This is a genomic window from Streptomyces sp. NPDC057302 (assembly GCF_042667685.1).
Lineage (GTDB): Bacteria > Actinomycetota > Actinomycetes > Streptomycetales > Streptomycetaceae > Streptomyces.
Genome location: NZ_JBHUZJ010000027.1, coordinates 22,398 through 36,343, shown reverse-complemented (window position 1 = coordinate 36,343; position 13,946 = coordinate 22,398). Strand labels below are relative to the sequence as shown.

The following is a 13,946-nucleotide window of genomic DNA, read 5'->3' as shown; positions in this document are numbered from 1 at the left end:
CAAAGGATCCGTGAGTACCCTTGCGCACACCATGATGACCGCCGCCCGCTCCGCAGACTCCGGCCTCGCCGGCCCGGGCGAACTCGACCGCTACCCCTACGCCGAGGCCCCCGGTGCCGACCGCGTCGTCGCGCCCTCGTGGGACAGCGCCGACCACGATCTCGGCCGCGTGGGCCGGCGCTCCGCGGGCAACCGCGGCCGCGGGCTGCACGGCCAACTCGTCCAGCAGCTCGGCCAGATGATCGTCTCCGGCGATCTGGGTGCCGACCGCCCGCTGGTGCCCGAGGAGATCGGCCAGCGTTTCGAGGTCTCCCGCACCGTCGTCCGCGAATCGCTGCGTGTACTCGAAGCCAAGGGCCTGGTCAGCGCCAGGCCCAATGTCGGTACGCGCGTGCGGCCCGTCAGTGACTGGAACCTGCTCGACCCGGACATCATCGAGTGGCGCGCGTTCGGGCCGCAGCGCGACGACCAGCGCCGTGAGCTCGGCGAGCTGCGCTGGACGATCGAGCCCCTCGCCGCCCGGCTCGCCGCGGGCCACGGCCGCGACGAGGTGCAGCAGCGGCTCGCCGACATGGTCGAGATCATGGGCCACGCCCTGAGCCAGGGCGACGGGATCACCTTCTCCCGCGCCGACGCGGAGTTCCACTCGCTGCTCATCCAGCTCGCGAGCAACCGCATGCTGGAGCACCTGTCCGGCATCGTCTCCGCGGCGCTCCAGGTCTCGGGCGGCCCGATCACCGGCTGCGACCGTCCCACCGAGGCGTCCCTGGTCCACCACTCGCGCATCGTCGACGCCCTCGGTGCGGGCGACGGCCCCGGCGCCGAGGCCGCCATGCGTCAGCTGCTCACGGTCCACCCTGAGGTGGAGCGCGTCGTGCCCGCCCCCCGCGAGCACTGACGAGCAGGGTCTGCGTCCGTTCGGCTCGCTCGTGTGCCTCGCGGCCCGACCTCATCACTCCGTTGGCGCGGTGCCGTCGCCGGGCCTCTGCGGGTTCCTCGGGGATCCGGCAGGGACCCGGCGACGCGGCTGTAGCCGTCTGGAGGGCCATCACGGCCTAGGTCTGGGCGCTTCTGACCGCATCCGGCCGCTTTTGAGCGCTTACGGGGTGTGACTCGGGCCACGTAGATTGGGCGTAACGCTCGTCGGGGCAGCGCGATGACCTAAGAGGTGATAGCCGAGGAGGGAATACAGCAGTCGTTCGCGACGCTGTGTAGCTCCCCGGCCCCGCCTGCGCCGTCGGCCCATCCCCAGTCGTCGGTCGTCGGTCCTGGTCCACAATGGACGGGGCCGGAAGCCGTTTTCCAACGTTCCGAGAGGTTGTTCGTGTCGGCCAGCACATCCCGTACGCTCCCGCCGGAGATCGCCGAATCCGTCTCTGTCATGGCGCTCATCGAGCGGGGAAAGGCTGATGGGCAGATCGCCGGCGATGACGTGCGTCGTGCCTTCGAAGCTGACCAGATTCCGGCCACTCAGTGGAAGAACGTTCTGCGCAGCCTCAACCAGATCCTCGAGGAAGAGGGTGTGACGCTGATGGTCAGTGCCGCGGAGCCGAAGCGCCCCCGCAAGAGCGTCGCAGCGAAGAGCCCGGCCAAGCGCACCGCGACCAAGACCGTCGCGGTCAAGACGGCCACGGCGAAGCAGGCCACCGCGACTGCCGCCCCCGAGGCGTCGGCCGCAGATGTCGCAGCTGAGGACGCGCCCGCGAAGAAGGTCGCAGCCAAGAAGACGACGGCAAAGAAGGCCGTCGCCAAGAAGACCGTCGCCAAGAAGGCGACGGCAAAGAAGTCGTCCAAGCAGGACGACGAGATGGTGGACGACGAGGCCACCGAGGAGACGCCCGCCAAGGGCAAGCCCGGTGAGGGCGAGTCCACGGAGGAAGGTCCCCAGGCAGGCTTCGTGCTGTCCGACGAGGACGAGGACGACGCCCCGGCCCAGCAGGTCGCCGCGGCCGGTGCCACCGCCGACCCCGTCAAGGACTACCTGAAGCAGATCGGCAAGGTCCCGCTCCTCAACGCGGAGCAGGAGGTCGAGCTCGCCAAGCGCATCGAGGCCGGCCTGTTCGCCGAGGACAAGCTGGCGAACGCCGACAAGCTCGCGCCGAAACTCAAGCGCGAGCTGGAGATCATCGCCGAGGACGGGCGCCGCGCCAAGAACCACCTCCTGGAGGCCAACCTCCGTCTGGTGGTCTCCCTGGCCAAGCGCTACACCGGTCGCGGCATGCTCTTCCTGGACCTCATCCAGGAGGGCAACCTCGGTCTGATCCGCGCGGTCGAGAAGTTCGACTACACCAAGGGCTACAAGTTCTCCACGTACGCCACCTGGTGGATCCGTCAGGCGATCACCCGCGCCATGGCCGACCAGGCCCGCACCATCCGTATCCCGGTGCACATGGTCGAGGTCATCAACAAGCTCGCGCGTGTGCAGCGCCAGATGCTCCAGGACCTGGGCCGTGAGCCCACCCCGGAGGAGCTGGCCAAGGAACTCGACATGACCCCGGAGAAGGTCATCGAGGTCCAGAAGTACGGCCGCGAGCCGATCTCCCTCCACACCCCCCTGGGTGAGGACGGCGACAGCGAGTTCGGTGACCTCATCGAGGACTCCGAAGCGGTCGTCCCGGCCGACGCGGTGAGCTTCACGCTCCTGCAGGAGCAGCTGCACTCCGTGCTCGACACCCTGTCCGAGCGTGAGGCGGGCGTGGTCTCCATGCGCTTCGGTCTCACCGACGGCCAGCCGAAGACCCTCGACGAGATCGGCAAGGTCTACGGAGTGACGCGTGAGCGCATCCGTCAGATCGAGTCGAAGACGATGTCGAAGCTGCGTCACCCGTCGCGTTCGCAGGTCCTGCGCGACTACCTCGACTAGTCACCAGCGCTCCACAAGGAAGACCCGAAGCCTCCCGCGAGGCTTCGGGTCTTCTGTTTGTCCGATGTGTTCGCCCTGGCACGGACGCGCGTGGCGCGGGTGCGGGGCGTGCCGCACTGGATCACTGTGGGTGTGCCATGGCAACCCAGAGTGAGGAGTTCGCATGCCTCGTCCTTTCGCCCGAACATTTACGGCGGCATTGGCCCTTGTCGCCCCGGTGGCGGTGCTGCCGCTGGCCTCTCCGGCCCCCGCGGAGGCCGACAGCGTCGTCATCGGGGGCAGTCCGGTCCGGGTGGCCGACAGCCCCTGGGTGGTGGCGCTGTCCAGCCGTGACCGGTTCGGGGGTACGCGCTCGGGGCAGTTCTGCGGAGGCGTGGTGGTCGGGCCGTCGACGGTCCTCACCGCGGCGCACTGCCTGGGTGAGGAAGTCCTTGGGGTGCGGCTGCGCGAGATGGGTGACCTGAAGGTGATCGCGGGCCGGGAGGATCTCGGCACGTCCCAGGGGCGTGAGATTCCGGTGCGCCAGGCGGCGGTCAATCCGGAGTACGACTCCCACTCGAACTCAGGTGACGTCGCGGTGCTGACCCTGGCGAGCCCGCTTCCGCAGAGCTACGCGATCCCCATGGCGGGGGAGGGGGACCAGGCGTACGAACCCGGGACGCGCGCGGCCGTCTACGGGTGGGGTGACACGACGGGAGCGGGTGATTACGCGCGTTCGTTGCGTTCCGCGCAGGTGCGCGTACTGCCTGACGCGACGTGCGGTGAGGCCTACCCGGGGAATTCCGACGGAACGTACGCGGCCGCATCCATGCTGTGCGCGGGGGAGACCAAGGGCGGGCGGGACGCCTGCCAGGGCGACAGCGGTGGTCCGCTCGTCGCACGCGGCCGGCTGATCGGCCTGGTGTCGTGGGGGAGCGGCTGTGGGCGGGCCGGGAGCCCCGGGGTCTACACGCGGATCTCGGGTGTCGCGCGGGACATGCCTCTGCGCGGCTGAAAACGCGGCAGTCTCTCGCGCGGGGAGGGTGGCACGCCGCGAGAGGCCGCCGAGAAGGTGTCTGGGTGCCCGTGTAACGCGAGCGGGCGGCCGCCCCTGGGGTTGGCAGGGTCGGCCGCCCGGTCACCGGCCTGGCGTGCGCCGGATGGCTCGTCGTGGGTGCGAGGTGTCAGCGATCCTCGTCGGTGGTTTCCGGGACGGCCGTAAGCCGCTCCGTCTCGTCCTGTATCTCAGCGGCGATCTTCTTGAGTTCCGGCTCGAACTTGCGTCCGTGGTGGGCGCAGAAGAGCAGTTCACCGCCGCTCAACAGGACGACGCGCAGGTAAGCCTGGGCGCCGCAGCGGTCGCAGCGATCAGCGGCCGTCAGGGGGCTCGCGGGGGTCAGAACAGTAGTCACGTCGCCTCTTCTCTAGCTCGACGAGCTGTCGTACCAGGGTCAACATCCAACCAGGCCGAAAACGTTCCCGCTCGTGGCTTTTCCTCGAAGTTTTTTCCGAGGCGGCTGTCTGCTGCCGGTTGGCGGCGAATGTGCCGTATTACGTCTCTTACGTGTCGTACGGTTTCGCGCTGTCTGTCAGGTCGGTCGTCCGCCGGCTGGGTTGCCGGTTGTTCATGAGGACGTGCCCGGAGCCTAAATGGTTCATGCCTGGAAGGGAACGTGACGTGCGCTTCACTCCATCGAGGGATCGAACATGCGTGCGGCACTGGACTAGTGTGAGTTGAGACGAGGGTGGCGTGACAACGGCTCTACCAGGCCTCGGTACCCTCTGAGCGGCAACCGAAGCCGGGTCCTTACCCCAAAGGACCCCTTTTGAAATTCAGCGAGGAGCGAACCGCGTGACCGCCGAGACGTCCGTGCCGTCCACAGCGTTGCTGACCGGAGCAGACCGGGACGGTTCCAACTACACCGCGCGGCACCTGCTCGTCCTGGAGGGGCTCGAAGCCGTTCGTAAGCGTCCGGGCATGTACATCGGGTCCACGGACAGCCGTGGCCTGCTGCACTGCCTCTGGGAGATCATCGACAACTCCGTCGATGAGGCCTTGGGCAACTACTGCGACCACATCGAAGTCATCCTCCACGACGACGCCTCCGTAGAGGTCCGGGACAACGGCCGAGGCATCCCGGTGGATGTCGAGCCCAAGACCGGCCTCTCCGGAGTCGAGGTCGTCATGACGAAGCTCCACGCGGGCGGCAAGTTCGGCGGTGGCTCGTACGCCGCCTCCGGCGGCCTGCATGGTGTGGGTGCCTCCGTGGTGAACGCCCTGTCCGCGCGCCTCGACGTAGAGGTGGACCGCGCGGGGCACACCCACGCGATCAGCTTCCGTCGTGGTGTCCCCGGAGCCTTCGCCAAGCCCGGCCCCGATGCCGACTTCGACTCGTCGGCCACGCTGCGCAAGGCCAAGAAGATCCCCAAGAACCGCACCGGCACCCGCGTGCGCTACTGGGCCGACCGCCAGATCTTCCTCAAGGACGCCAAGCTCAACCTCGATACGCTGCACCAGCGCGCCCGGCAGACCGCCTTCCTGGTGCCGGGCCTGACCATCGTCGTACGCGACGAGTACGGCCTCGGCGAGGGCGGCACCAAGGGCGAGGAATCCTTCCGCTTCGACGGCGGCATCAGCGAGTTCTGTGAGTACCTGGCGCAGGACAAGGCCGTCTGCGACGTCCTGCGCCTCTCCGGGCAGGGCAGCTTCAAGGAGACCGTCCCGGTCCTCGACGACCACGGCCAGATGACCCCCACCGAGGTCACCCGTGATCTCGTCGTGGACGTCGCGATGCGCTGGGGCACGGGGTACGACACGACGCTGCGGTCCTTCGTCAACATCATCGCCACCCCCAAGGGCGGCACCCACGTGTCGGGCTTCGAGCGCTCCCTCACGAAGACGATGAACGAGGTGCTGCGCACCCAGAAGGTGCTGCGCGTCGCCGAGGACGACATCGTCAAGGACGACGCCCTGGAGGGCCTGACCGCGGTCGTCACGGTCCGGCTCGCCGAGCCGCAGTTCGAGGGCCAGACCAAGGAGGTGCTGGGCACCTCGGCGGCCAACAGGATCGTGGCGAACGTCATCGCCAAGGAGCTGAAGGCGTTCCTGACGTCCACCAAGCGCGACGCCAAGGCGCAGGCCCGCGCGGTCATGGAGAAGGCGGTCGCCGCGGCCCGTACGCGCATCGCCGCACGTCAGCACAAGGACGCCCAGCGCCGCAAGACGGCCCTGGAATCGTCATCGCTGCCCGCGAAGCTCGCCGACTGCCGCAGTGACGACGTCGAGCGCAGTGAGCTGTTCATCGTCGAGGGCGACTCGGCGCTCGGCACCGCCAAGCTGGCACGGAACTCCGAGTTCCAGGCTCTCCTGCCGATCCGCGGCAAGATTCTCAACGTTCAGAAGGCGTCCGTGACGGACATGCTGAAGAACGCCGAGTGCGGCGCGATCATCCAGGTCATAGGGGCAGGGTCCGGCCGGACCTTCGACATCGACGCGGCGCGCTACGGGAAGATCATTCTTCTCGTCGACGCCGATGTCGACGGCGCGCACATCCGGATCCTGCTGCTCACCCTCTTCCAGCGCTACATGCGCCCGATGGTGGAGGCGGGCCGGGTCTTCGCGGCCGTGCCGCCCCTGCACCGGATCGAGCTGAGCCAGCCGAAGAAGGGCCAGGACAAGTACGTCTACACGTACTCGGACAACGAGCTGCGCGAGACGCTCCTGGAGTACCAGCGCAAGGGAATCCGCTTCAAGGACTCCATCCAGCGCTACAAGGGCCTCGGCGAGATGGACGCGGACCAGCTCGCGGAGACGACCATGGACCCCCGCTTCCGTACTCTGCGGCGGGTCAACATCGGCGACCTGGACGCCGCCGAGCAGGTCTTCGATCTGCTGATGGGCAATGACGTGGCGCCCCGCAAGGAATTCATCACGAGCTCGGCGGCGACGCTGGACCGGTCGCGCATCGACGCGTAGCCCTTGCGCGAGGCCGGTGTGTTCCGCCCGTACGGAACGCACTCCACCCGTGGGTGGAGCCCTTGGCTCCACCCACGTTCCACCCCTGCTCCGATGTTCTGACCAGGTCTTTTCCGTAGCGTCGAAGGCGTCGATCCACTTCGGGTCGGCTCCGTACTTCCTCGTCCCACGGAGGCCGTCATGTCCGGGCTCGCCAATGTTGTGGTGGTCTGTGCCGTCGTCGCGTTGGTGATCGTGCGCCAGTTCAAGGCGCAGCAGATCACCACGGACAGGCGCTGGTGGGTCATACCCGCCGTGCTGGTCTTCCTGGCCGTGCGTGAGCCCGACGTGCTGGATCCCCATCACCAGGCGGCGGCCGTCGTCCTGCTCGGCGCTGAGCTGCTGGTCGGTCTGGCCATCGGCTTCGGGTGGGCGCGGACCACCCATGTGTGGACGGCGCCGGACGGCGCCGTGTGGGGCAAGGGGACCAAGGCCACGGCCATCGTCTGGGGCGTCGGGATCGGGCTGCGGCTCGGCCTGTTCGGCGTCGGGGCCCTGCTGGGGGTGCGGCAGGGCAGTGCCGCCCTGATGCTGGCCCTCGCGGCCACGCTTCTGGTGCGCAGCGGCATGCTGGCGCAGCGGGCCGGCCTGTTCCGCCCGTCGTACGGTGTTGCGGACGCGGCGTACGAGCCGATGCGGAAGGACCCCGTGTGATCTCGGACCGGTGGATGAGCTGGCCCTCCCGGGAAGCGCTCACCCGGGAAGGGCAGAGCCCCGCCCGGCTGTGGTTCGTCAGGTTCGTGCGGGTGGTGATCGCGGGCAGCCTGCTGTGGGAGGCGTTCCACCACGACAGGGGCTGGCGCCTGGTGGCGGGCGTGGGCCTGGTCGTGCTCTGTGCCGGGCTTGCCTGGGCGTATTTCCGCACGTCGTTCGATCGGCGGCTGTGGCCGTCGGCCACCCTGCTCGTCCTGCTGATGGGGTGCGGATATGCCGCGCAGGCGGGCGACTGGAGGGTGCTTGCGCTCGTCCTCTGGTGCGGTACGGCAGTCCTGTCGCTTGAGCGGATGCCGCTCGCCGCGGCCGCGGTCTGTGTGCCCCTGGCGATGGCCGCGTTCGCCGCGTCCAACAACGACAACTGGCTTGTGACGGGCCTCATCGTCATCGGCCTCGCACTGGCCGGGTACACCCTGCGGCTCGACGCCGACGCGCGGGGCAACGCCCAGCGGCTGCTCACCCAGGAGCGGGCGGCCCGCACCGCGGAGGCCGAGACGGCCGCGCTGGCGGAGCGGGCCCGCATCGCCCGGGAGATCCACGACGTGCTCGCGCACAGCCTCTCCGCGCAGCTCGTCCACCTGGAGGCGGCGCGTCTGCTGATCGAGGGGGAGGCGACACGCGAGCAGATTCTCGAGCGCGTGGTGGCGGCGCGGTCCATGGCTCGCGAAGGGCTCTCGGAGACCCGGCAGGCACTCTCCGCGCTGCGCGGTGAGATGACGCCGGTCGAGGACTTCCTGCGCGACCTGGTCGCGTCGGACAAGGCTTCGGTGTCCGTGCAGGGGGCGCGGCGCGCTCTGCCCGCCGAGGCGTCACAGGCGGTGCGCCGCGTCGCGCAGGAGGCTCTCACGAACGTCCGCAAGCACGCCCCGGGTGCCAGGGTGGTCGTGCGTCTGGCGTACGGAGAGGGTGAAGTGACGCTGGATGTGCGGGATACGGGCGGAACGCCGGGAGAGCTCGCCGTCTCCGGGGCCGGGTACGGTCTGCTCGGTATGCGGGAGCGGGCCGAGCTGCTGGGTGGCTCCCTTACGGCGGGACCTGGCGAGGAAGGCTTCATCGTGACGCTGAAGGTGCCCACATGACCATGGAGGGCGGCGCCAAGGCGCCGGCGCGGGTGGTCGTGGTCGACGATCAGACCGTGGTGCGCGAGGGCATCGTGATGCTGCTGGGATTGCTGCCCGGTATCGAGGTCGTCGGTTCCGGGGGTGACGGCGAGGAGGCCGTTCGGCTCGTCGCCGAACTCGCTCCGGATGTCGTCCTGATGGACCTGCGCATGCCCCGGGTCGACGGCGCGGAGGCCACCCGCCGTATCCGCGCCGAGTACCCGGACACGCAGGTCGTCGTGCTGACGACCTTCGTCGACGACGACTCGCTGTTCCCCGCGCTGAGAGCCGGTGCGCGCGGCTATCTGACCAAGGACGCCGGTGGGGACGAGATCGTGCGGGCCGTGGAGGACGTGCTCTCGGGCGACGCGGGGCTCTCGCCGCAGATCCAGCGGCGACTGCTGGAGCGGCTGTCGGAGCCCGAGCAGGCCGCGCCCGCACCGGAGCCGCCCGACGGTCTCACCACGCGTGAGACCGAAGTGCTCGTCCTGATCGCCGAGGGCATGTCGAACCAGGAGATCGCCCGCGCGATGCATGTCTCCACGGCGACGGTGAAGACGCACATCAACAATCTCTTCGCCAAGACCGGGCTCAAGGACCGTGCGCAGGCCGTCCGTTACGCCTACGGGCACGGGCTCGCCAAGCCCCCGAGCGCCAGGCCGACCTGAGTGAGGTCGTTGATGAGGTCCTTCACCTGATGGGGTGAAGAGAAGGGAGGGAAGAGTCAGGGATCTTCCCGTTCTGTCCATCCTTGGGCACGCAGCCGAACAAGGCTGCGGACAAGGAGAGTTCGGTGGAGAAGCACGACGGGCGCGATGCCGGGCAGGCGCGGACCGGAGATCCGAGGGATCCCTGGTACGACGCGCTTGCTTCCGGATGGGGCGAGTTGGACGGCACGGGTGCGCCGGCGCCCGTGGCACCGCCCCGAGCCGCGCCGGAGCGGAGCGCGACCGCGGCCGACATCTATCTGGAGGTCCAGCGCAGTGCTGCCTTCCAGGAGGTGCGCAGCCGCTACCGGCGGTTCGTCGTCCCCGGGGTGGCCGTCTTCTTCACCTGGTACGTCGCCTATGTCGTGACGGCGACGACGGCGCCCGGCCTTATGGCGCGGCCCGTCGCCGGAGCGGTGAACGTCGCGATGCTCGCCGGCCTCGGGCAGTTCCTCTCGACCTTCCTGCTGACCTGGGCGTATGCCCGGCATGCCCGGCTGAGGAGGGATCGCGCGGCGCTCGATCTGCGCTGGGCCGTGTTCGAGCAGAAGCGGGAGCAGGACCAGAAACGGATCCTGGACCAGCGGGAGCACGATCAGCGCAGCGAGCAGGAACCGGCCAGGGGGAGCGAGCGATGACCGGGAACCACCAGACGCTCGCGCTCCTGCTGTTCGGCGTGTTCGTGGCCGTCACGCTCGCCATCACGACGTGGGTGAGCCGCAACCGGCACGGCTCGGCGGAGGAGTTCTACGCGGGCGGGCGGCTCTTCTCGCCGATGGAGAACGGTTTCGCCATCGCGGGCGACTACATGTCGGCCGCCTCCTTCCTCGGCATCTCCGGACTGATCGCGCTCTTCGGGTACGACGGGCTGCTCTACTCGGTGGGATTCCTGGTCGCCTGGCTGGTCGTGCTGTTCCTGGTGGCCGAACTGGTGCGCAACTGCGGCCGGTTCACGCTCGCCGATGTCGTCGCCTCCCGGATGCGGGAGCGGCCCGTACGCATCGCGGCGGGAACTTCCTCGGTGACCGTGTCCGTTCTCTATCTGGTGGCGCAGATGGTGGGGGCGGGCTCACTGGTCGCGCTGCTGCTCGGCGGGACGAGCGAGGCGGCACAGACCTGGACGGTCATCGGCGTCGGCGCGCTCATGGTCATCTATGTGTCGTTGGGAGGGATGCGGGCCACCACCTGGATCCAGATCGTCAAGGCGGTCCTGCTGATGTGCGGCGCGATCGCGCTGACCGTGCTCGTTCTGGTGCGATTCCACGGCGACTTCGACCAGTTGCTGCGGACGGCGGCCGACCGCAGCGGACACGGCAGCCAGTTCCTCGCGCCAGGGCTGAAGTACGGCGGCGACTGGACCTCGCGCCTGGACTTCATCAGCCTCGGGCTCGCGCTCGTCCTCGGCACGGCCGGTCTTCCGCACATCCTCTCCCGCTTCTACACGGTGCCGACCGCGCGCGCCGCCCGCCGCTCCGTCGTCTGGTCCATCGGGCTCATCGGCAGCTTCTACCTGATGACGATCGTGCTCGGCTTCGGCGCCGCCGCGATCGTGGGCTCCGATGCCGTGCGGGGATCGAATGCCGCGGGGAACACGGCAGTTCCCCTCCTCGCGCTCGATCTCGGCGGCGGCGCGGACACCACAGGCGGAACGGTTCTGTTCGCGATCGTCGCCGCCATCGCCTTCGCCACGATCCTCGCCGTCGTCGCCGGGATCACGCTGGCCTCGTCGGCGTCCGTGGCCCACGACCTGTACGCGTCGCTGCGGCGCAAGAACGCGAAGCCGCGCAGCGAGGTGGCGGTGGCGCGTCTGGCCGCCGCCGGGATCGGCGTGGTCGCGATCGCCCTGGGGCTGCTCGCCCGGGATCTCAACGTGGCGTTCCTGGTGGGCCTCGCCTTCGCGGTCGCCGCGTCCGCGAATCTGCCCGTGCTGCTCTACTCGCTGTTCTGGCGGAACTTCACCACCCGGGGCGCGGTCTGGTCGGTCTACGGGGGCCTGGTGCCTTCCCTGGTGCTCGTCCTGCTGTCACCCGTGGTCTCCGGAGGGCCGAGCTCCCTCTTCCCCGGGACGGACTTCCAGTACTTCCCGCTGGAGAACCCGGGGCTCGTCTCCATCCCGCTGGGCTTCCTTGCCGGATGGCTGGGCACCGTCACCTCACCGGAGCCCGCGGACGAGGCCAAGCACGCGGAGACCGAGGTGCGCTCGCTCACCGGGGCGGGGGCGGCGTGACGAAGGCTACGAAGCGCTGGGCGCCCATGCGTAGCGGTGCTCCGGGCGGCCCGTGTCGCCGTACTTGAGGCTGAGCCGGACGCGGCCCGAGCGCTCCAGGAGCTTCAGATAGCGCTGGGCGGTCTGCCGGCTCAGTCGCGTGCGGTCCGCCAACTCCTGGGCGGAGAGCGGCCCCTCGGCGCCCATCAGGGCCCTGCGGACCAGCTCGGCCGTGGTGGGGGAGTGCCCCTTGGGCAGCTCGGGCGCCGGAGTCGCCGAGAGGGCGCCGAAGATCCGGTCGACCTCGGCCTGCTCCGCCTCGCCCCCGCCGTCCAGGGTCCGGCGCAGGATGGCGTACGCGTCGAGCTTGGCGCGAAGTCCCGCGTAGGAGAACGGTTTGACCAGGTACTGCAGGGCGCCGTGGCGCATCGCGGCCTGGACGGTGGCGACATCACGCGCGGCGGTCACCATGATCACGTCGGTCTCGTGGCCGCGCTCACGCAGCGTACGGACCACCGCGAGACCCGTCTCGTCCGGCAGATAGTGGTCCAGGAGCACCAGATCGACGGGGAGCTCCTCGACGAGCCGCAGCGCCTCGGCCGCGCTGTGGGCCTTCGCCGCCACGTGGAAACCGGGGACCTTCGCCACATAGGCGGCGTTGACGTCCGCGACCCGGACGTCGTCGTCCACGACGAGCACCTCGATCATCGTGACTCCTCCGTGGGGGCGAGGTCGGCCTGGGCGAGCGCTTCGGGCAGGACGACGGTGAACTCGGCGCCTCCCTCGGGCGACGCGTCGGCCCGCGCGCTGCCGCCCTGCCGCTCGGCGAGCCTGCGGACCAGGGCGAGCCCGATACCCCGCTTGCCGTGCGCCGGGGGCTCCTTGGTGGACCAGCCCTCCGTGAAGATCGTCTCGCGCTGCTCGGACGGTACCCCAGGGCCCGTATCGCTCACCTGGAGGACGACCGTGCGCCCCTCGGTGCGCACATCGACCTCCACGCGCGCGTGGAGAGTGCCCGCCGCCGCGTCGAGCGCGTTGTCGACCAGGTTGCCGACGATGGTGACGAGGCCGCCCGGGTCGATCAGGCGGTCGGGCAGTGCGGTGTCGCGCGGCACGGCGAGCACGACGCCACGCTCGGCGGCGACCGTGGCCTTGCCCACCAGGAGTGCGGCGAGCAGCGGATCGCCGATCTTCTCCGTGATCTGCTCGGCGGTCACGCGGTGCGCGCCCGCCACCTCGCCGACGAACTCCGCGGCTTCTTCGTACATCTCCAGTTCCAGGAGTCCGAGCAGCGTGTGCATGCGGTTGGCGTGCTCGTGGTCCTGGGCGCGCAGGGCGTCGATGAGGCCGCGGGTGGAGTCCAGTTCGCGGCCCAGCTGCTCCAGTTCGGTGCGGTCGCGCAGGGTGGCGACGGCGCCTCCGTCGTCCGTGGGCATGCGGTTGGCGATCAGGACGCGCTGGCCGCGGACGGTCAGGAGGTCGGTGCCCGTGACCCGTCCCGCGAGCACGTCGGTCGTACGGCCCGGACCCAGTGCGGTGTCGAGCGGCTGCCCGATGGCTTCCGTGCCGAGGCCCAGGAGGCGCTGGGCCTCGTCGTTGAGGAGGCGGACGCGACCGGCGCGGTCCAGTGCGACGACGCCTTCGCGGATGCTGTGCAGCATGGCCTCGCGTTCCGCAAGGAGGGCTGAGATATCGGAGAAGGCCAGGTCACGTGTCTGCCGCTGCACCCTGCGTGAGATCAGATAGGCGGCGAGCGCCCCGACGGCGAGCGCTCCGCCCGCGTACGCGAAGAGCCCGGGGATCGCGTGGATGAGCCGGTCGCGCACGCTGTCGTACTCGATGCCTACGGAGACGGCGCCCACGATGTCCCCGTCGATGTCCCGCAGCGGCACCTTGCCGCGGGCCGAGCGGCCCAGCGTGCCGTCGTCGATCTCCATGATCTCGCCCCCGGCGAGCGCGTCGCTGGGGTCGGTCGAGACGACCCGGCCGATCTCCTCGTGGTCGGTGTGGGACCAGCGAACGCCGTCCTTGTTCATGATCACGACGTACTCGGCGCCACTCGCACGCCGGATCCGGTCCGCCTCGGCCTGCACGGGCCCGTCGGCCGTCGGCTTCGAGGAGCGCAGGTCATCGGCGATGTGCGGCTGGGCGGCCGTGGTCTGTGCGATGGCCAGCGCGCGGCGCATCGCCTGGTCGTCCAGCTGATCGCTGAGCGGCGCCAGGAAGAGCCCGGTGGCGAGCACGGCGACCCCGGCGGCGATCGCCAGCTGCATCAGCAGCACCTGCGAGAAGACGCGCCGCGGCAGGCCGAGGCGGAGTCTTCGGGCCGGGGAGGAGGGGCTCATGTGTACGAACGGTACGG

12 protein-coding genes are annotated in these 13,946 nt (G+C 69.7%); 9 read left to right on the top strand and 3 right to left on the bottom strand.

Going from position 1 to position 13,946, the window contains the following annotated elements; translation table 11 throughout:
- Window positions 1–10: 10 nt before the first annotated feature.
- From ACFUPX_RS20330 to ACFUPX_RS20320, 3 genes are all read left to right on the top strand, one after another.
- Entirely contained in the window at window positions 11–898 is an 888-nt protein-coding gene (locus tag ACFUPX_RS20330; RefSeq protein WP_383324054.1) for a FadR/GntR family transcriptional regulator, read from the top strand.
- A gap of 420 nt (window positions 899–1,318) precedes the next feature.
- Window positions 1,319–2,863 (top strand): RNA polymerase sigma factor, encoded by a 1,545-nt coding sequence (locus tag ACFUPX_RS20325; RefSeq protein ID WP_383324051.1) that lies wholly within the window; start codon window positions 1,319–1,321, stop codon window positions 2,861–2,863.
- 163 nt (window positions 2,864–3,026) lie between these two features.
- On the top strand, window positions 3,027–3,857 hold the full coding sequence (locus tag ACFUPX_RS20320; protein ID WP_383324048.1) for a S1 family peptidase: 831 nt from the start codon (window positions 3,027–3,029) through the stop codon (window positions 3,855–3,857).
- A gap of 169 nt (window positions 3,858–4,026) precedes the next feature.
- Here the strand turns inward: ACFUPX_RS20320 and ACFUPX_RS20315 are convergent, their stop codons facing one another.
- A complete protein-coding gene (locus ACFUPX_RS20315) occupies window positions 4,027–4,254 on the bottom strand; it encodes a hypothetical protein (RefSeq protein ID WP_351173659.1) in 228 nt (75 codons plus the stop codon).
- Between the two features lie 440 nt (window positions 4,255–4,694).
- Between ACFUPX_RS20315 and ACFUPX_RS20310 the strand changes: the two genes are divergently transcribed.
- The 6 genes from ACFUPX_RS20310 (at window position 4,695) to ACFUPX_RS20285 (ending at window position 11,605) form a co-directional block, all read left to right on the top strand.
- Complete coding sequence (locus tag ACFUPX_RS20310; RefSeq protein WP_383324044.1) at window positions 4,695–6,818, top strand: type IIA DNA topoisomerase subunit B; 2,124 nt, start codon at window positions 4,695–4,697, stop codon at window positions 6,816–6,818.
- A gap of 180 nt (window positions 6,819–6,998) precedes the next feature.
- Window positions 6,999–7,511: a DUF1453 domain-containing protein gene (locus tag ACFUPX_RS20305; protein WP_383324041.1), complete on the top strand. Its 513-nt coding sequence runs from the start codon at window positions 6,999–7,001 to the stop codon at window positions 7,509–7,511.
- Window positions 7,508–8,650, top strand: coding sequence for a sensor histidine kinase (locus ACFUPX_RS20300; protein WP_383324038.1), 1,143 nt, complete (start codon window positions 7,508–7,510; stop codon window positions 8,648–8,650). Before ACFUPX_RS20305 ends, ACFUPX_RS20300 begins: the two co-directional genes overlap by 4 nt.
- Complete coding sequence (locus tag ACFUPX_RS20295; RefSeq protein WP_383324035.1) at window positions 8,647–9,339, top strand: response regulator; 693 nt, start codon at window positions 8,647–8,649, stop codon at window positions 9,337–9,339. The genes ACFUPX_RS20300 and ACFUPX_RS20295 overlap by 4 nt, the downstream gene beginning before the upstream one ends.
- 125 nt (window positions 9,340–9,464) lie before the next feature.
- Complete coding sequence (locus ACFUPX_RS20290) at window positions 9,465–10,016, top strand: DUF485 domain-containing protein (protein WP_383324033.1); 552 nt, start codon at window positions 9,465–9,467, stop codon at window positions 10,014–10,016.
- Window positions 10,013–11,605 (top strand): cation acetate symporter, encoded by a 1,593-nt coding sequence (locus ACFUPX_RS20285; protein ID WP_383324030.1) that lies wholly within the window; start codon window positions 10,013–10,015, stop codon window positions 11,603–11,605. Before ACFUPX_RS20290 ends, ACFUPX_RS20285 begins: the two co-directional genes overlap by 4 nt.
- Before the next feature lie 6 nt (window positions 11,606–11,611).
- Here ACFUPX_RS20285 and ACFUPX_RS20280 read toward each other — a convergent pair whose 3' ends face one another.
- Both ACFUPX_RS20280 and ACFUPX_RS20275 read right to left on the bottom strand, forming a co-directional pair.
- Entirely contained in the window at window positions 11,612–12,292 is a 681-nt protein-coding gene (locus ACFUPX_RS20280) for a response regulator (protein ID WP_383324027.1), read from the bottom strand.
- A complete protein-coding gene (locus ACFUPX_RS20275) occupies window positions 12,289–13,929 on the bottom strand; it encodes an ATP-binding protein (RefSeq protein ID WP_383324024.1) in 1,641 nt (546 codons plus the stop codon). Before ACFUPX_RS20275 ends, ACFUPX_RS20280 begins: the two co-directional genes overlap by 4 nt.
- Window positions 13,930–13,946 lie beyond the last annotated feature (17 nt).